13 protein-coding genes are annotated in these 18,014 nt (G+C 69.6%); 9 read left to right on the top strand and 4 right to left on the bottom strand.

Annotation, left to right across the window (positions count from 1 at the left end; all coding sequences use genetic code 11):
• Positions 1-5: 5 nt before the first annotated feature.
• The 3 genes from ACU5E9_RS05755 to ACU5E9_RS05745 all read right to left on the bottom strand — a co-directional run bounded on the left by ACU5E9_RS05755 (position 6) and on the right by ACU5E9_RS05745 (position 2,636).
• Positions 6-1,796, bottom strand: a complete 1,791-nt coding sequence (locus ACU5E9_RS05755; RefSeq protein ID WP_456812658.1) for a glycoside hydrolase family 15 protein — start codon at positions 1,794-1,796, stop codon at positions 6-8.
• A gap of 48 nt (positions 1,797-1,844) precedes the next feature.
• The gene (locus ACU5E9_RS05750) at positions 1,845-2,297 is read right to left on the bottom strand and encodes a hypothetical protein (protein WP_456812657.1); all 453 of its coding nucleotides are present in this window, start codon (positions 2,295-2,297) and stop codon (positions 1,845-1,847) included.
• 114 nt (positions 2,298-2,411) lie between these two features.
• On the bottom strand, positions 2,412-2,636 hold the full coding sequence (locus tag ACU5E9_RS05745) for a hypothetical protein (RefSeq protein ID WP_456812656.1): 225 nt from the start codon (positions 2,634-2,636) through the stop codon (positions 2,412-2,414).
• A 100-nt stretch (positions 2,637-2,736) separates the two neighbouring features.
• Between ACU5E9_RS05745 and ACU5E9_RS05740 the strand changes: the two genes are divergently transcribed.
• The 4 genes from ACU5E9_RS05740 to ACU5E9_RS05725 all read left to right on the top strand — a co-directional run bounded on the left by ACU5E9_RS05740 (position 2,737) and on the right by ACU5E9_RS05725 (position 9,546).
• Positions 2,737-3,906: an SLC13 family permease gene (locus tag ACU5E9_RS05740; RefSeq protein ID WP_456812655.1), complete on the top strand. Its 1,170-nt coding sequence runs from the start codon at positions 2,737-2,739 to the stop codon at positions 3,904-3,906.
• 94 nt (positions 3,907-4,000) lie between these two features.
• Positions 4,001-4,612: a TetR/AcrR family transcriptional regulator gene (locus tag ACU5E9_RS05735; RefSeq protein ID WP_456812654.1), complete on the top strand. Its 612-nt coding sequence runs from the start codon at positions 4,001-4,003 to the stop codon at positions 4,610-4,612.
• 3 nt (positions 4,613-4,615) lie between these two features.
• Positions 4,616-7,594: an MMPL family transporter gene (locus tag ACU5E9_RS05730; protein WP_456812653.1), complete on the top strand. Its 2,979-nt coding sequence runs from the start codon at positions 4,616-4,618 to the stop codon at positions 7,592-7,594.
• Positions 7,591-9,546 carry a YhgE/Pip family protein gene (locus ACU5E9_RS05725; RefSeq protein WP_456812652.1) on the top strand — a complete coding sequence of 652 codons (1,956 nt, stop codon included), beginning with the start codon at positions 7,591-7,593 and terminating at the stop codon, positions 9,544-9,546. Before ACU5E9_RS05730 ends, ACU5E9_RS05725 begins: the two co-directional genes overlap by 4 nt.
• Here ACU5E9_RS05725 and ACU5E9_RS05720 read toward each other — a convergent pair.
• On the bottom strand, positions 9,543-10,358 hold the full coding sequence (locus tag ACU5E9_RS05720) for a sugar phosphate isomerase/epimerase family protein (RefSeq protein WP_456812651.1): 816 nt from the start codon (positions 10,356-10,358) through the stop codon (positions 9,543-9,545). The two genes, ACU5E9_RS05725 and ACU5E9_RS05720, sit on opposite strands and share 4 nt — an antisense overlap.
• Positions 10,359-10,437: 79 nt before the next feature.
• On the opposite strand from ACU5E9_RS05720, the gene ACU5E9_RS05715 reads away from it, so the two are divergent.
• From ACU5E9_RS05715 to ilvC, 5 genes are all read left to right on the top strand, one after another.
• A complete protein-coding gene (locus ACU5E9_RS05715; RefSeq protein ID WP_456813502.1) occupies positions 10,438-12,720 on the top strand; it encodes a bifunctional alpha,alpha-trehalose-phosphate synthase (UDP-forming)/trehalose-phosphatase in 2,283 nt (760 codons plus the stop codon).
• Positions 12,721-12,804: 84 nt separating this feature from the next.
• On the top strand, positions 12,805-14,499 hold the full coding sequence (gene ilvD, locus ACU5E9_RS05710) for a dihydroxy-acid dehydratase (RefSeq protein ID WP_456812650.1): 1,695 nt from the start codon (positions 12,805-12,807) through the stop codon (positions 14,497-14,499).
• A 38-nt stretch (positions 14,500-14,537) separates the two neighbouring features.
• The gene (locus ACU5E9_RS05705; RefSeq protein WP_456812649.1) at positions 14,538-16,358 is read left to right on the top strand and encodes an acetolactate synthase large subunit; all 1,821 of its coding nucleotides are present in this window, start codon (positions 14,538-14,540) and stop codon (positions 16,356-16,358) included.
• Positions 16,359-16,360: 2 nt separating this feature from the next.
• Positions 16,361-16,870 (top strand): acetolactate synthase small subunit, encoded by a 510-nt coding sequence (gene ilvN / locus ACU5E9_RS05700; RefSeq protein WP_456812648.1) that lies wholly within the window; start codon positions 16,361-16,363, stop codon positions 16,868-16,870.
• A gap of 43 nt (positions 16,871-16,913) precedes the next feature.
• The gene (ilvC, locus tag ACU5E9_RS05695; RefSeq protein WP_134454082.1) at positions 16,914-17,942 is read left to right on the top strand and encodes a ketol-acid reductoisomerase; all 1,029 of its coding nucleotides are present in this window, start codon (positions 16,914-16,916) and stop codon (positions 17,940-17,942) included.
• Positions 17,943-18,014 lie beyond the last annotated feature (72 nt).

Below are 18,014 nucleotides of genomic sequence, written 5' to 3'. Positions count from 1 at the left end.
ATCCCTCAGGCCACGGCTTGCCGCGCCGCGGCCGCGACCAGCGCATCGGCGGCACGCACCAGGGTCAGATGGGAGAGGGCCTGGGGCGTGTTGCCGGCGTGGTGCCCGCCCGCCACGTCGTACTCCTCCGCCAGGAGGCCGACGTCGTTGGCCAGCCCCACCAGGCGATGCATCAACGTGAGGGCGTCATCGGTGCGGCCGGACGCCGCGTACTGCTCGACCAGCCAGAACGAGCAGGCCAGGAACGGATGCTCGCCCGGGTCGAGGCCGTCCAGCGACGCCCGGCTGGCGTAGCGCAGCACGAGGCCCTCGCGCAGCAGGTCGGATTCGATGGCCGCGACGGTGCCCAGCATGCGCGGGTCGTCGGCGGCCAAGAATCCCACCTGCGGCAGAACGAGCAGGGATGCGTCCACCTCGTCGCCGCCGAAGTACTGGGTGTAACACCCGCGGGCCGCGTTGTAGCCGCGCTTCTCGATGTCAAGGCGCACCTCGTCCCTGGTCTTCCGCCAGCGGTCGACGGGCCCGGGAAGGCCGTACTCGGTGACACCGCGCACCGCCCGGTCGAAGGCCGCCCAGACCATGACGCGGGAGTGGGTGAACTCGCGGGCCTTCCCGCGCACCTCCCAGATGCCCTGGTCGGGGCGGCGCCAGTTAGCCTCCAGGTACGTCATCAGGGCGAGCTGCAGCGGCCAAGAGAACTCGGTCTCCTCCACGCCGGCGCCGCGGGCCTCGTGCAGGGCCACCATCACCTCGCCGACGACGTCGGACTGGAACTGGGCGACAGCGCCGTTGCCGACCCGCACGGGCGCGGAGCCCCGGTGGCCGGGCAGGCTGGTCAGTTCCCGCTCCGGCAGGTGCCGCTCCCCGGCCAGGCCGTACATGATCTGGAGGTCGTTCGGGTCGCCGGCAATGGCGCGCAGCAACCATCCCCGCCAGTCCTCGGCTTCGACCTCGTACCCGTGCGACAGCAGCACGGACAGGGTGAGCGACGCGTCGCGCAGCCATACGTACCGGTAGTCCCAGTTGCGGCTGCCGCCGACCAGTTCCGGCAGCGAGGTCGTGGCCGCGGCGACGATGCCTCCGGTGGCCTCGTGGGTCAGCGCCCGCAAGACCAGCAGCGACCGCACGACAGCGTCCCGGAATGGGCCCTCATGCGTGCAGCTGTCGGCCCACTCCGCCCACCAGTCAGCCGTGCTGTCGTAGGCGAGCGGCACGTCCAGGGCCGCCGGCAGCGGTAGGTGCGAGGCATACCAGGTGAGTTGCACCGTGAGGCTCTCGTGCACGGAGACGGTGAACCGGCCGGCGTGCCGGTGGTCGGCGGCGCGCAGGGCGGGCCCGCGCACCACGACGGCGTCGGGGCCGGCCACGGCGATGATGCCGGCGGTCTTCTCGTGGCGGAGTTGGCGCACCCACGGCACCGTTTCGCCGTAGTTGAAGCGCAGGCGCAGGTCCTGCACCATCTCGACGCTGCCGGAGAGGCCACGCACGGTGCGTACGACGTCGGCGCGGCCGTCGCCGTGCGGCATGAACTCAGTCACCTCGACGGAGCCGGTCCGGGTGGTCCAGACCGTGCGGAGGATGAAGCTCTCGCCGACATAGGACCGGGTGGACGTGGCCGCCGGATCGGCCGGGGCCAGGAGCCAGCGGCCCTGGTCTTCGGCGCCGAGCAGCGCCCCGAACATGGAGGCGGAGTCGTACCGGGGCAGGCACAGCCAGTCGATGCTGCCGTCCCGGCCGACCAGGGCGGCGGAGTGGCAGTCGCTCAGAAGGGCGTAGTCCTCGATGTGTTGCGGCATGGAGATTATCCTCACACGCCGCCGGTGCCGCCGGTTGCGCTGGTGGGGCTAGGCGACCAGGCGGGATGTCGTACGGGCGCCGTCGTGCTGTTCCGCCCACACCGAGATCGGGGCGGGGTTCCACGGCAGAGCAGTGGGTTCGGCGCCGGAGGAGACCAGGACCGCCCCGGTGTCCACCGCGGTGATGCCGTCGGCGGGAGTGTCGGTGCGCGGTTCGGCGATGTTCGCGGGCGCGGCCGTTTCCTCGGTGCGCAGGCGGATGGTCTCGGTGGCGAGCAGCTCGGTGAGCGAGGCCGCGATCTGGTGGGCCTTGAGGCCGTGGAAGATCATGTCGGTGTCGTCGGCCTGACGCGGCACGAGGGTCCAGGCACCCTCCGCGCCGACGAGCTCGCCGAGCGCGGCGTGCAGGTGCTCGAAGACCTGGGCGTTGCTGAGCTCGGGAATGGAGGGCGCGACGGGCGCGACAATGACGGGTGCGGTGCGACGGCGACGTCCGAACATCGTGGGCCCCTTCCTTCTAACTGGCTGACTACGTGAGAAGTCCAGTTTCGCCGTCCTGACTGCGAACGCGGGGGGTGACACGCCGACGGCGCCGTACTGATGGGGCGGATCCGCCTATTTCTTCTTATCCTTCGCGTCGCCGCGCGATGTGCCGCTCGTGAGCGACTTCTCATCGGCGTCCTTGACGACGTTCCCGACAGCCACAGCCACGGACAGGCCCCAGCCGATCCAGGTCAGAACGAGGCGCCAGTCCCTCGGACCATGCCGGGTGGCCTGCAAGATGTTCCAACCACCGGCGACGACACCGATCATGGCGCCATTGAACAAAAACTTCCGCATGTGTTCCTCCTGGTTCTACGCTACCGGGGTGGCCGTCGATCACGCGAGTCGGCCGATTGTGATTCCCCGGGGTGGGTGTCCCGACGGCCGAAGGAGAGCGATGCGCACGGCGATCATCGGAACGGTGTTGCTCTGTGCGGGAATCATAGCCGTGATCACGGGCATCCTGCCCTGGCCGGCCACCGAGGAGCTCATCGACCGGGTGCTGCCCATCCTGGTCTTCGTTGTGGCGATCACCGTCGTGGCCGAGCTGGCCGCCGCCGCCGGGGTGTTCACCTTCGTGGCGGAGCGGCTCACAATGTGGGGCAGGGGGCGCACCTGGGTGCTCTGGTTGCTGGTCGTTGCCCTGGCGGTGGTGAGCACCATCTTCCTCTCCCTCGACACCACGGCGGTGTTGCTCACGCCCGTCGTGGTGGTGATGGCCCGGCACGTCGGCCTCAGTCCGCTGCCGTTCGCCCTCACCACGGTCTGGCTGGCCAACACTGCATCGCTCCTGTTGCCGGTGTCGAACCTCACCAACCTCCTCGCCCAGGGACACCTCGGAACCCTGCTCGGGCACCGCGTGACGCCGGTCCAGTTCGCGCTGCTCACCGGCGCACCGGCTCTCACCGCGATCCTGGTGACGGTCGTGGCGATCTACCTGGTCTGCCGGCGCCCCCTGCGGGTCGGCTACGAGGTGACTCCGCCCAGCCGGGTGACCAACCCGGTCCTGTTCGGCACCAGCGCGGTGGCCGTCGTCGCGCTCATCCCCGCGCTGGTGTCCGGCGTGCCGGTGTGGATTCCGGCCGTGCTGGCCGCCCTGATCCTGGTGGTGATCTTCTTCGTGCTGGACCGCGGCAGCCTCAGCCCCGGGCTGGTTCCCTGGCCCCTGCTGCTGCTGGCATCCGGGCTGTTCCTGGTGATGGCAGCCCTGCATGAACTGGGCCTGGGGGAGCTGCTCGATGCGGTGGCCGGGTCGGGCGAAGACCCGGTGAGCCTGCTGCGCTTGGCCGGGTCCGGCATGCTCGGCGCCAACGCGATCGACAACCTGCCGGCCTACCTCGCACTCGAACCCGTCGCGAACTCTCCGGTGCGGATGGTGGCGCTCCTGATCGGCGTGAACGCCGGTCCCCTGATCACGCCGTGGGCGTCGCTGGCGACGCTGCTCTGGCACGAGCGGTTGAGCAGCCTGGGAGTGGAGATCTCCTGGCGGCGGTACCTGCTGCTGGGCCTGGTGGTCGCCCCGGTCACGGTGGTCGCCGCCACCCTGGTCCTGGCCCTCACGGTGTGACCCGGGTACCGCGAGAGCCCGCCGAGGCTGGACGTTTCCCGACAATCTGACCGATCGTGCAGAACCTGACCGATCGGACAACTATCGTGATCGGGTGATCACAGACAACACCGCGCGGAAGACCACGAGCGACGAGCTCCGGCTGATCGCGCTCGAACAGTTCGCCTCGATCGGCTTCGCCGGGGCCTCACTGGCCCACATCGCCGACGTCGCCGGGTACTCCAAGTCCAGCGTGCTCTACCACTTCGCCTCCAAGGAGGCGCTGCTGGAGGCGGTACTCACCCCGGCGATCGACCGGCTTGAAGAGATCCTCGAGTCCTTCCTGGCCGTGCCGGAGACCGAGGCGACGCGGCTGCGCTTCGTCGATGACTTCATCGACTTCATCCTCGAGTTCACGCTCGAACTGCACACCTTCATCAACCAGGCCCAGTCGCTTACCGGCATCGCGGTCATCGACCGTGCCGGCGTGCTCATCGTGCGGCTCTCCAACGCCATCTGCGACAACAACGCCAGCGTCGAAGACCGGATCCGGTTCGGCATGGCCCTGGGCGGTGCCGCCTACACGCTCGTCGCCGGCATGAATTTCAGCGCCCCGGTGGCGCGCCCCGACACCGCCCCCGACGAGATCCGCGCGGCCCTCCGCGTGGTCATCATCGAACTCCTCGCCCCGGTGTCCGTCCGCCCGCAGTCCGATTCCCGGAAGTAGACCATGGCAACCTTTCTCTATCGCATCGGTCACTTCGCCTACCGGCGGGCCTGGCTCGTCATCGGCGTCTGGGTGGTCATCCTCGGCGGCATCCTCGGCGCCAACGCGGCCCTGGGCGGAACCACCCAGGAGTCCTTCGCGATTCCGGGCACCGAATCACAGGACGCCATCGACAAGCTCGCCGAGGTCTTCCCGCAGGCGGCCGGGGCGACGGTGCAGGTCGTCTACCAGGCGCCGGACGGCGCATCCGTCAGTGACGCCGCCTTCCGGGACGCCATCACCGCGATGGGCACCGAACTGGCCGACATCGACGGCGTGAACACGGTCATCGACCCGTTCTCCGAATACGCCTCTGGGGCCGTCTCCGACGACGACAGCACCGCCATCACCCGGGTGCAGCTCGACGGGCAGTCCTCTGACGTGTCCGAGGCCACGATCGACGCCATCGTCGACACCCAGGACACGGCCGAGGATGCCGGCCTCACGGTCGCGTTCGGCGGCCAGGTCTTCCAGGACAACACCTTCGGGATCACCGTCACCGAGGTCTTCGGCGTGCTCTTCGCCGGTGTCGTGCTGCTGATCACCTTCGGCTCGCTGATGTCGGCCGGGATGCCGCTGCTGATGGCGCTCGTGGGCGTGGGCGTTGCCATCGGCGGCATCGGAGCCGTCTCCGCCTTCGTCTCGGTGTCGAGCACGGCGCCCATGCTGGCCATGATGCTGGGCCTGGCCGTGGGCATCGACTACTCGCTGTTCATCCTCTCCCGGCACCGGAACCAGCTCGCCAACGGCGTCGATCCGCACGAGTCCGCCGCGACCAGCGTGGCCACCGCCGGTAGCGCCGTGGTCTTCGCCGGCATCACGGTGATCATCGCCCTGCTCGGCCTGCTCGTGGTGGGCATCCCGTTCCTCAGCGTGATGGGCATGGGGGCCGCGTTCGCGGTCCTGATCTCCATCGGCGTGGCCATCACCCTGCTGCCCGCCGTGCTCGGCCTGGCCAAGGGCCGCCTCGCCCCCAAGCCCGGCAGCCGCGGGCACCGCCGCGCCACCACCCCCGACACCGGCCGGCCCACCCTTGGCCACCGCTGGGTGGCCATCGTGCTCAAGGCCCCGGTCGTGGCCGTGTTGGCCGTCGTCGGCATCCTCGGCGTCCTGGCGATCCCCGCGCTCAGCCTCGACCTCAACCTGCCCGACAGCGAGTCCGAGCCCGTCGACTCCACCCAGTACCAGGCCTTCAAGCTGATCGAGGACGGCTTCGGGCCCGGGTACAACGGCCCACTGATCGTGATGGTCGACATCACCCAGACCACCGACATCTTCGGCGACCTCGGCACCATCGCGGACGACCTCCGCGACCTGCCCGACGTGGCCTACGTCAGCGACGGACAGCCCAACGAGACCGTCGACACCGCGATCATCCAGGTGATGCCGGAAAGCGGACCCAGCTCGCCGAAGACCAAGGAGCTGGTGCAGGCCATCCGCGACCTGGCCCCGTCGATCGACGACGAGCTCGGCACCCCGGTCACCGTGACCGGGGCCACCGCGGTGTCCATCGACATCTCGAACCGGCTCACCAATGCGCTGCTGCCGTTCGCGCTGATCGTCGTCGGCCTGTCGGTGATCCTGCTCACCATGGTGTTCCGCTCGATCTTCGTGCCGGTCAAGGCGGCCCTGGGCTTCCTGCTGTCGGTATTCGCCTCCCTCGGCGCCACCGTGGCGATCTTCCAGTGGGGCTGGCTGGCCGACCTGCTCGGGGTCTCCAACCCCGGGCCCATCCTCAGCTTCCTGCCGATCCTGCTGATGGCGGTGCTCTTCGGCCTGGCCATGGACTACGAGGTCTTCCTCGTCTCGGGTATGCGGGAGGAGTTCGTCAAGACCGGCAACGCCCGCCGCTCTGTGGTGCACGGCTTCTCGCACGCGGCCCGGGTGGTCACGGCCGCCGCGCTGATCATGTTCTTCGTGTTCTTCGCCTTCGTGCCGGAGGGCTCCGGCGCCATCAAGGGCATCGCCTTCGCCCTGGCCGTCGGGGTCTTCCTCGACGCCTTCCTGGTGCGGATGACCCTGGTCCCCGCCGCCATGGCCCTGGCCGGCACCGCCGCCTGGTGGCTGCCGCGCTGGCTGGCCCGCATCCTGCCCAACGTCGACATCGAGGGGGAGGGCCTGCGCCAGCACCTGGACGACAGCGCCTGGGCACGCGCCCAGAACGATGACATCACCGCGGACGCCCTCGTCGTGGGCCTGCCGGAGAGCCGCCTGGGCCCCATCGACCTCGCCGTCGACGCCGGGAGCGTGCTGGTGCTCACCGGCGCGGACTCCGCCCGGCGCGTTCTGGCCGCCACCCTGGCCGGCCGGCTCGACCCCGTCGAGGGCCGCCTGCAGGTGCGGGGCGCCGCCCTCCCGTCCGACCGCGTCATCGCGATGCGCTCGGTGGCGCTCGCCGATGTGTCGGACACCCGTGAGCACGGGCTCACCGTGGCCGAGGTGCTCACCGAACGGCTCGACCTTGCGCAGCCGATGTTCGGCTCCCGCACCCGCGGCGCCCAGCTGCAGCACTGGATCGACCGGCTCAACGCGGTATTGAATCACGCCGTACCGAATCACGCCGTACCGAATCACGCCGTACCGACTCACGCCGGACTGAACCCGGGCGAGCGCGAACCACGTGCGCTCACCGGCGAGACCCCGGTGTCATCGCTATCGGCTCTGGCGCGGGCGGCGACGCTCGTCGCCGCGGCGCTCGCCGAGCGCCCCGGCGTGCTGATCGTGGACCTCGGTGACGGGCTGCCAGCCGACGCCGCCGGCCGGGATCCGGCTGCCGTGTTCGCCGCCCTCGCCCCGTTGGGCACCACCCTCATCCTGAGCGCATCCGCCCTTGATGTCGTCGACCCCGCCGTCACGCAGGAACGTGGTGTGCAGCGGCTCGACCTGAACACGATCGCGTCGTCCTCCGACCAGACCGAAACCGGAAAGGCCCTGCACCGATGAGCACCAGGCTTGACAGACTATTCAGCCGGACTCCCCGCCAGCGCCGCGGTGCTGCCGTGGCCGGCCTTGCCGCCCTGATCGTGGTGCCGCTGGCCGTCGCCGGGCTGTTCACCGGCGCCCTGAACACCGCGGACGAACGGGTCGACACCCTGCCGGCCCTGGTGGTCAACGACGATGAGTTCGTCACCACCACCCAGGCCGACGGCACCGAGCAGCAGGTCCTCGCCGGCCGGCAGCTCGTGACCGAACTGACCAAACCGGCCACGGACGGATCGGACTCCACGGGCTTCGCCTGGGAGATCTCCAACGACGAGGATGCCAAGAAGGCCCTCGCCGACGGCAGCGCGTACGCCGTGCTGACCATCCCGGCCGATTTCTCTTCCTCGGTCACCTCCCTCTCCGGGTCCACACCGACCCAGGCCGACCTGGCCATCCGCACTGACGACGCGCACTCCTTCCTGGCCGGCTCCGTGGCGCAATCCGTGGGCACCGCCCTCACCGGAGCGTTCGGCACCGAGATCACCAAGCAGTACCTCGGCGGGCTCTACACCAGCCTCGGCACCCTCGGGGACTCCCTCGTCGCCGCCGCCGACGGCTCCGCCCAGCTCGCCACCGGCGTCACAAGCGTCGCCACCGGCCTTGACACACTCGCCACCGGCACCCAGGCCACCGCGGATGGCGCCGCAGCGGCGGCGACCGGCGCGTCCAGCCTCGCGACCGGCGTCGGCTCGTACACCGGTGGAGTCGACGCCCTCAGCAGCGGCCTCGGCAGCCTGGAGTCCGGTGCCGCCGGCCTCAGCCAGCTCTCCGACGGTGTCGCCCAGTACACCGGCGGGGTGCGCGCCGCCGCCGACGGCATCGACCAGCTCGGCTCGGTCGCAGCGGCCATCCCCGCCGCCGCGCTGGCGCCGCTGGACCCGCAGACCCGGGCCGCCGTGCAAGGCGTCCTCGGCGGCGTCGTCCAGGCGCAGGACGGACTGAACACCCTGGCCGGCTCCGGGGCCGTCTTGAGCGAGCAGACCACGGCGGCAGTCTCCGGCGTGCAGGGCGGCATCTCGCAGAGCGCCGCCGGGGCCGCGCAGCTCGCGGCCGGGTCGGAGGGCGTCCGCACCGGCGCGACCGACCTCGCATCGGGCATCGGCACCCTGTCCGACGGTGTGGCGCAGCTCGCCACCGGAACCGTGGCGGCGGCGGACGGCGCCCACCAGCTCGAGACCGGGGCCGGCGACCTCGCCAGCGGCCTCGCCACCGGCGCCGAGAGCGCCTCTGCCCTCACCGACCTCGACCCGACCAGCACAGCCGACGTCGTCGCCGAGCCCATCACCCTGGCCACCGAACGGGACAACCCGCTCGATTCGATCGGCCCGATCATCGGCATGCTGTTCGTGCCCGTCGGCCTCTGGATCGGGGCCCTCGCGATCTTCCTGGTCATGAAGCCGCTCTCTGCGGTCGCCCTGGCGTCCACCGCGAGCACGGGCCGGCTGCTCGGGCAGAGCCTCGGCCGCGGTTTCCTCATCGCGGCGGCGCAGGCCGTCGCGGTGGTGCTGCTGCTGCACACCGCCCTCGGCGTGGACTGGCTGCTGGCCCCGGCCACGCTGGGCTTCGCCCTGCTGACGGCGCTGGCCTTCGTGGCGGTGAACCACGTCCTCACCGCCGCGCTCGGCCGCATCGGCGTCGTCGTCTCGCTGGTGCTGCTCGCGCTGCAGCTCGTGGCAGTCGGCGGCCTCTACCCGATCGAGCTGGTCTCCGCGCCGTTCCGGGCGATCAGCCCGTTCCTTCCGCTCACCTGGGCGGTGTCGGGCATCCAGGCGATCGTCTCCGGCGGCAGCACGGCGGATGTGGCCGGTGCGGTCGTCGCCCTGCTCCTCTTCGCCCTCATCGCCACCCTGCTCTCCGCCGCGGTGCTGACCCGCCGCCGCGGCGCCCGCGCCTTCGCCCTCTCCCCGGCCTAACCCGGCCCAAAAGTCCCGCCGGATCGTTGGGTGTGAGTTCGGGCGAAGGCCAGGGACTCCTGGAGCATCGCCAGGCGGGTGAGTTCGGTTCGGGCGGTGCGGGTGTTCACCTCGGCGACGATGGTGCCCGTCCAGTCGCGGGACGCGAGGAGCTGCAGCACCTCGGCGACGGGCTCAGCGCCGTGGCCGGGCAGCAGGTGCTCGTCGAAGACCCGGCCCTCGTCGAGGGAGCCGGAGCCGTCGCAGAGGTGCACGTGCCGGAGGCGCTCGCCCAGCGCCGTGGCCATCGCCAGGCTGTCGTGGCCGCTCAGGGCGCAGTGCGAGAAGTCGAGGGTGACGGCTGGGCAGTCCATCCGGGTGGTGTCCCAGCCGGGGGAGTAGGCCTTGACGCCCCGGCCGCCGATCTTCCACGGGAACATGTTCTCGACGGCGATCTGCAGGCCGGTGGAGGTGCCCAGCTCGCGCACGATCTCGAGGAAGTCCTCCGCATACCCGGCCTGCCAGCGGAACGGCGGATGCACCACGACGGTTTCCGCGCCGACTGCCGCGGCCAGGGCGGCGGACTTCTCCAGCTTCACCCGGGGGTCCCGGCCCCAGACGAAATGCGTGAGCAGCAGCACCGGGGCGTGGATCGAGAAGATCGGCAGGCTGTAGCGCTCGGACAGGACGGCCAGCGCCGCCGCATCCTGGGTGGTCTCGTCGCGGGTGACCATCACCTCGATGCCGTCGTATCCGGCCGACTTCGCCAACCGGAATGCGTCCTCCAGGGGCAGCGGGTAGACGCAGGTGGAGCTCATGCCGATGCGAATCACGGCGTCAGCATAGTCTTCGCTGGTAACCTCGAGGTGCAGCCAGGTGCTCCGCATGGGCGGGCACCGGAATGGATGAGTCATCGAAACCGCACCCGACACGACAACCGACACGACGCCAGAGAGCGCAGAGCCACAGACGGCCTCCGAGCCCGGCCCCGATTCCGTCGCGCCCGGCAACTTCGACCTCGTGGTGGTGTCCAACCGGCTTCCCGTGGACTACGAACTCGCCGAGGACGGCACGGAGAGCTGGCGCACCTCGCCCGGCGGCCTCGTCACCGCGCTCGAACCGATGATGCGCGCCTCCGACGGCGCCTGGGTGGGCTGGCCCGGCGTGGCCGACCGCGAGTTCGACCCGTTCGAGAACGACGGCATCTCCATCGTCCCCGTGCGACTGAGCACCGAGGACCTCGAGCTCTACTACGAGGGCTTCTCCAACGACACCCTCTGGCCGCTCTACCACGACGTCATCGCCTCGCCGAGCTACCACCGCGAGTGGTGGGAGGCGTATGTGCAGGTCAACCGCCGCTTCGCGACCGCTGCCGCCGCATCCGCCGCGCCCGGCGCCACGGTCTGGGTGCACGACTACCAGCTGCAGCTGGTGCCGCGGATGCTGCGCGACGCCCGGCCCGACCTCGTGATCGGGTTCTTCAACCACATCCCGTTCCCGCCGTTCGGCATCTTCGCCCAGCTGCCCTGGCGCAAGCAGATCCTCGACGGGCTCCTCGGCGCCGACCTGATCGGCTTCCAGCGGCTGGCGGATGCCGGCAACTTCTCCCGCGCCGTGCGCCGCCTGTTCGGCTACTCCACCCGCGGCGTGGCCGTGGACGTGCCCAGCCAGAACGGCCAGCACCGCCGGGTCATCGCCAAGCACTTCCCGATCTCGATCGATGCCGCGGCGTACGAGGAGATGGCCAAGCGCCCGGAGATCCAGGAGCGCGCCCGCCAGATCCGCGAGGACCTCGGCAACCCCAAGACGATCATGCTCGGGGTCGACCGGCTCGACTACACCAAGGGCATCGGGCACCGCATCAAGGCGTTCGGCGAGCTGCTCGAAGACGGCGCGCTGAACGTCGAGGACGTCACCCTGGTGCAGGTCGCCAGCCCGTCCCGCGAGCGGGTCGCCACCTACATGCAGCTGCGCGACGAGATCGAACTCGCCGTCGGCCGCGTCAACGGCGACTACTCCACCATCAGCCACACCGCGATCAGCTACCACCACCACGGCTACCCCCGTGAAGAGATGGTGGCGCTCTACCTGGCCGCCGACGTCATGCTCGTCACCGCGCTCCGCGACGGCATGAACCTCGTCGCCAAGGAGTATGTGGCCGTGCGCCACGACGGCGACGGAGTGCTCGTGCTCAGCGAGTTCGCCGGCGCCGCCGACGAACTCAAGCAGGCCGTGCTGATCAACCCGCATGACATCGACGGCATGAAGGCCGCCATCGTGAAGGCCATCACCATGCCCAAGCGTGAGCGCACCCGGCGGATGCGCGCGCTGCGCCGCAAGGTCTTCGACAACGACGTGGCCGCCTGGAGCGCCTCGTTCCTGCAGACCCTCACCGGCGGGGCGGCCGTGGCCAGCGGTGTGCCGGAGAACCTGGTCAATGCGCTCCGGGATCTGAGCGCCGCCGAAACCATCCTGGTGGCCCTCGACTTCGACGGCACCCTGGCGCCGCACGTCGACGAGCCGGAGGACGCCCGTGCCGTCGACGGCACCCACGACGTCGTGCAGCGCCTGCTCGATCTGGACGGCGTGCGCGTCGCGTTCGTCTCCGGCCGCGCGCTGGTGAGCCTCAAGCACGTCGCCGAACCGCAGAGCGAGGTGCTCCTCACCGGCTCGCACGGCATTGAGGTGCAGCTGGATTCCAGCGGCATCGAACTGGGTCTGGTGCCCGAGGAGGTCGAGAAGCTCGACACCCTCACCCGGGTGCTTGAACGCATCTCCGGACCGGTGTTCGGCACCTGGATCGAGCAGAAGCCGGCCGGTCTCGCCCTGCACACCCGCCTGGCCACGGCGCAGGACGGCCAGGCCGTGCAGCGGGAGGCCCGCGACCAGCTCGCCGAGCTGCTGCCGTCGCTGACCGTGCGCGAGGGCAAGAACGTGCTGGAGTTCTCGGTGCGCTCGAGCACCAAGGGCGACGCCCTCGAACGCCTGCGGGTGCACACCGGCGCCGACCGGGTGCTCTACGCAGGCGACGACGTCACCGACGAGGACGCCTTCACGGTGCTCGGCGAGGGCGACCTGGGCCTGAAGATCGGCCCCGGCGCTACCCTGGCCGGCTACCGGGTGCGCGGCCCCAAGGAGGTCACCCAGGTGCTCGCGCTGCTGGCCGACTTCCGCGCCGCCGCCCAGCAGGAATAGCCCGTCCCACGAGGCCCGGCCCGTCGCGGGCGGCGACAGGTGCGCATGACCTGCGTGCCGTCCGCGACGTTCTAGACTCGGAGCATGTCTGAGATCGATATCAAGCCACGCAGCCGCGACGTCACGGATGGCATCGAAGCCACCACCTCCCGCGGCATGCTCCGCGCCGTGGGAATGGGCGACGCCGACTGGGACAAGCCCCAGATCGGCATCGCCAGCTCGTGGAACGAGATCACCCCGTGCAACCTCTCCCTTGACCGCCTCGCGCAGGCCTCCAAGGAGGGTGTGCACTCCGGCGGCGGCTACCCGCTGCAGTTCGGCACCATCTCCGTCTCCGACGGCATTTCGATGGGCCACGAGGGCATGCACTTCTCCCTCGTCTCCCGTGAGGTCATCGCCGACTCCGTCGAGGTCGTCATGCAGGCCGAGCGCCTCGACGGCTCCGTGCTGCTGGCCGGCTGCGACAAGTCGCTGCCCGGGATGCTCATGGCCGCGGCCCGCCTCGACCTCGCCAGCGTCTTCCTCTACGCCGGGTCCATCGCACCGGGCTGGGTGAAGCTCTCCGACGGCACCGAAAAAGACATCACCATCATCGACTCGTTCGAAGCCGTCGGCGCCGTCAAGGCCGGCCGCATGAGCGAGGCCGACGCCAAGCGCATCGAGTGCGCCTTCGCCCCCGGCGAGGGTGCCTGCGGCGGAATGTACACCGCCAACACCATGGCCAGCGTGGCCGAGGCCCTCGGCATGAGCCTGCCCGGCTCCGCCTCGCCCGCCTCCGCCGACCGCCGCCGCGACTACTACGCGCACCGCTCCGGCGAGGCCGTCGTCAACCTGCTGCGCCTCGGCATCACCGCCCGCGACATCCTCACCCGGAAGGCGTTCGAGAACGCCATCGCCGTGGCCATGGCCTTCGGCGGCTCCACCAACGTGGTGCTGCACCTGCTCGCCATCGCCCAGGAGGCCGAGGTCGAGCTCACCCTCGACGACTTCAACCGCATCGGCGACAAGGTCCCGCACATCGGCGACCTCAAGCCGTTCGGCAAGTTCGTCATGAACGACGTCGACCGCCACGGCGGCGTGCCCGTCGTGATGCGCGCACTGCTGGAAGCCGGACTGATCCACGGTGACGCGCTCACCGTGACCGGCAAGACAGTGGCCGAGAACCTCGCCGAGATCGACCCGCCCGACCTGGACGGCACGGTGCTGCGCACCCTGGACAACCCGATCCACGCCTCCGGCGGCATCACCATCCTCAAGGGCTCCATCGCCCCCGAGGGCGCCGTCGTCAAGACCGCCGGCTTCGACAGCGACATCTTCGAGGGACCCGCCCGGGTGTTCGAGCGTGAGCGCGCGGCCATGGACGCCCTCACCAACGGGGAGATCCTCAAGGGCGATGTCGTCGTCATCCGCTACGAAGGCCCCAAGGGCGGACCCGGCATGCGCGAGATGCTCTCGATCACCGCGGCCATCAAGGGCGCCGGGCTCGGAGCCGATGTACTACTATTGACTGATGGTCGATTCTCAGGCGGCACAACCGGACTGTGTATCGGCCATATAGCACCCGAAGCGGTGGACGCAGGTCCCATCGCCTTCGTGCGCGATGGTGATCTGATACGGGTCGATATCGCAGCTCGCTCGCTTGACCTACTGGTCGACCCTGCCGAGCTGACCGCCCGCCGAGAAGGCTGGGCACCGCTTCCTCCCCGTTACACCCGTGGCGTCCTCGCCAAGTACTCCAAGCTCGTGCAGTCTGCTGCCCGGGGCGCGACCACGGGCTGATTGACACCATCCGTCACCGATTAAGGGAATTGCCTCTCATGACCACGGAACCCTATCCCGTGCCATCCCCGTCCGCTCCCACCCCTGGGCCGGCCGACACCGCCTCCGGGCCTCCCCGGGTCCTCACCGGCTCCGGCGCGATCCTGGAAACGCTCAAGCTGCTCGGCGTCACCGACGTCTTCGGCCTGCCCGGCGGCGCCGTCATCCCGCTCTACGACGAGCTGATGAGCCAGGACGACATCCGCCACATCCTCGTTCGCCACGAACAGGGCGCCGGCCACGCCGCGGAGGGCTACGCGTCCTCCAGCAACCGGGTCGGGGTGGCCATCGCCACCTCCGGCCCCGGCGCGACCAACCTCGTCACGGCGATCGCCGACGCCTACATGGACTCGGTGCCGCTGCTGGCGATCACCGGCCAGGTGTTCAGCACCCTGATGGGCACGGATGCCTTCCAGGAGGCCGACATCGTCGGCATCACCATGCCGATCACCAAGCACTCCTTCCTGGTGAAGCGGCCGGAGGACATCCCCGCGGCGCTCGCCTCGGCGTTCCTGATCTGCAACACCGGCCGCCCCGGCCCGGTCCTGGTGGACATCACCAAGGACGCGCAGCAGAACTCGGCGCCGTTCATCTGGCCGCCCAAGCTCGACCTGCCCGGCTACCGGCCGATCACCAAGGCGCACGGCAAGCAGGTGCAGGCCGCGGCAGCACTGCTCGCCGGCGCGAAGAAGCCCGTCTTCTACGTGGGCGGCGGCGTCATCCGCGCCCAGGCGTCCCCGGAGCTGCTCGAGCTGGCCGAACTGACCAACACGCCCGTCGTCACGACCCTGATGGCCCGCGGCGCGTTCCCGGACTCGCACAAGCAGCACCTGGGCATGCCCGGCATGCACGGCACCGTCTCCGCGGTGCTGGCGCTGCAGGAATCCGACCTGATCATCGCCCTGGGCGCCCGCTTCGACGACCGGGTCACCGGAAAGGCCTCGGAGTTCGCCCCGCACGCCACCATCGTGCACGTGGACGTCGACCCGGCCGAGATCGGCAAGATCCGCGCCGCCGACGTGCCCATCGTCGGTGACGCCAAGGACGTGATCGCGGACCTCACCGTCGCGTACCGCGAGGCGATCGCCTCGACCACGCCCGACCTCGAGGAGTGGTGGACGTACCTCGACGGCCTGCGCAAGCAGTTCCCGCTCGGCTACACCGAGCCGGCCGACGGCCTGCTCGCCCCGCAGTACGTGATCCAGCGCATCGGCGAACTCACCGGTCCGGAGGGCGTCTTCGCCGCCGGCGTCGGCCAGCACCAGATGTGGGCGGCGCAGTTCATCAAGTACGAACGGCCCAACTCCTGGCTCAACTCCGGCGGCGCCGGCACCATGGGCTACTCGGTGCCCGCGGCGATGGGCGCCAAGGTCGCCGAACCGGACCGCACGGTCTGGGCGATCGACGGCGACGGCTGCTTCCAGATGACCAACCAGGAGCTCGCCACCTGCACGATCAACAACATCCCGATCAAGGTGGCGATCATCAACAACTCGTCGCTCGGCATGGTGCGCCAGTGGCAGTCCCTGTTCTACGACGGCCGGCACTCCTTCACCGACCTGAACACCGGTCACGGCACCGCGATGGTGCCCGACTTCGTGAAGATGGCCGACGCATACGGTGCCCTGGGCATCCGCGTCACCAGCGCCGACCAGGTCGATGACGCCATCAAGCTCGCCCTGGCGACCAACGACCGGCCCGTGGTGATCGACTTCATCGTGAGCCGAGACGCCATGGTGTGGCCGATGGTCCCGCAAGGCCTCAGCAACTCGTCCGTGCAGTACGCCAAGGACCACGCCCCGACCTGGGGAGAGGAGTAACCATGAGCACCCACGTTCTCAGCCTCCTCGTCGAGGACAAACCGGGTCTGCTGACCCGGGTGGCGGGCCTGTTCGCCCGTCGCGGTTTCAACATCGAGTCCCTCGCTGTGGGCCACAGCGAAATCCCCGGCCTGTCGCGCATCACGATCCTGGTGGACGTCGAAGACGCTCCGCTGGAGCAGGTGACCAAGCAGCTGAACAAGCTGATCAACGTCATCAAGATCGTTGAGCTCGACCCGGCCCTGTCGGTGCACCGGGAGCACCTGCTCGTCAAGGTGCGTGCCGACAACAGCACGCGCTCCCAGGTGCTCGAGGCGGTCACCCTGTTCCGTGCCCGCGTCGTCGATGTCGCAACGGATGCCGTCGTCATCGAGGTGACCGGCGACTCCGGCAAGATCCAGGCGTTCCTGCGTGTGGTCGAGCCCTACGGCATCAAGGAGATCGCCCAGTCCGGGCTGCTCGCCATCGGCCGCGGCTCCAAGTCGATCACCGAACGCGTCTTCAAAAACTAACCAGCTCTCTCACTACTGACCAACAACCAAGGAGAACACCACATTGTCTGAAATCTTCTACGACAAAGATGCCGATCTGTCCCTGATCCAGGGCAAGAAGGTCGCCGTCATCGGCTATGGCTCGCAGGGTCACGCCCACGCGCAGAACCTTCGCGACTCCGGCGTCGAGGTCGTCATTGGACTCAAGGAGGGCTCGAAGTCCCGCGCCAAGGCCGAAGAGGTCGGCTTCACCGTGAAGAGCGCCGCCGAGGCATCCGCCTGGGCCGACGTCATCGTGGTGCTCGCTCCCGACCAGGTGCAGCGTCACCTCTACAAGGACGACATCCTCCCGAACCTCGCCGACGGCAAGGCGCTCGTCTTCGGCCACGGCTTCAACATCCGCTTCGGCTACATCGAGGCGCCCGCGGGCGTCGACGTGGTCATGGTCGCCCCCAAGGGCCCGGGTCACACCGTGCGTCGCGAGTTCGAGGCCGGCCGTGGCGTTCCCGTCATCGTCGCCGTCGAGAAGGATGCGTCGGGCAACGCCTGGCCGCTGACCCTCAGCTACGCCAAGGCGATCGGTGGCCTGCGCGCCGCCGGCATCAAGACCACCTTCACCGAAGAGACCGAGACCGACCTGTTCGGCGAGCAGGCCGTTCTCTGCGGTGGCGCGTCGCAGCTGATCCAGTACGGCTTCGAGGTTCTCACCGAGGCCGGCTACCAGCCGCAGGTCGCCTACTTCGAGGTGCTGCACGAGCTCAAGCTCATCGTCGACCTGATGTGGGAGGGCGGCATCGCCAAGCAGCGTTGGAGCGTCTCCGACACCGCTGAGTACGGCGACTACGTCTCCGGCCCGCGTGTCATCGACCCGAGCGTCAAGGAGAACATGAAGGCCGTTCTCGCCGACATCCAGAACGGTGCATTCGCCGAGCGCTTCATCAACGACCAGGACGCCGGAGCTCCCGAGTTCCTCGCTCTGCGCAAGAAGGGCGAAGAGCACCCGATCGAGGCCACCGGCCGCGAGCTGCGCAAGCTGTTCGCCTGGAACGCCTCGAACGACGATGACTACGTCGACGGCGAAGCCGCCCGCTAGTCTCACCCGTTTTCCCGAAGGGGCCGGCCACGTCAACCGGCCCCTTCGGCGTGCCCGGCGCATCCGTCGCGC

It is taken from the genome of Cryobacterium sp. AP23 (assembly GCF_054075385.1).
This window is presented reverse-complemented; position numbering and strand designations above follow the sequence as displayed.

What these genes read in the sequence shown, in the direction of transcription:
- ACU5E9_RS05755 (WP_456812658.1), bottom strand. Translation starts at nt 1,796, where the DNA reads ATGCCGCAACACATCGAGGACTACGCCCTTCTGAGCGACTGCCACTCC.
- ACU5E9_RS05750 (WP_456812657.1), bottom strand. Translation starts at nt 2,297, where the DNA reads ATGTTCGGACGTCGCCGTCGCACCGCACCCGTCATTGTCGCGCCCGTC.
- ACU5E9_RS05745 (WP_456812656.1), bottom strand. Translation starts at nt 2,636, where the DNA reads ATGCGGAAGTTTTTGTTCAATGGCGCCATGATCGGTGTCGTCGCCGGT.
- ACU5E9_RS05740 (WP_456812655.1), top strand. Translation starts at nt 2,737, where the DNA reads ATGCGCACGGCGATCATCGGAACGGTGTTGCTCTGTGCGGGAATCATA.
- ACU5E9_RS05730 (WP_456812653.1), top strand. Translation starts at nt 4,616, where the DNA reads ATGGCAACCTTTCTCTATCGCATCGGTCACTTCGCCTACCGGCGGGCC.
- ACU5E9_RS05725 (WP_456812652.1), top strand. Translation starts at nt 7,591, where the DNA reads ATGAGCACCAGGCTTGACAGACTATTCAGCCGGACTCCCCGCCAGCGC.
- ilvD (WP_456812650.1), top strand. Translation starts at nt 12,805, where the DNA reads ATGTCTGAGATCGATATCAAGCCACGCAGCCGCGACGTCACGGATGGC.
- ACU5E9_RS05705 (WP_456812649.1), top strand. Translation starts at nt 14,538, where the DNA reads ATGACCACGGAACCCTATCCCGTGCCATCCCCGTCCGCTCCCACCCCT.
- ilvN (WP_456812648.1), top strand. Translation starts at nt 16,361, where the DNA reads ATGAGCACCCACGTTCTCAGCCTCCTCGTCGAGGACAAACCGGGTCTG.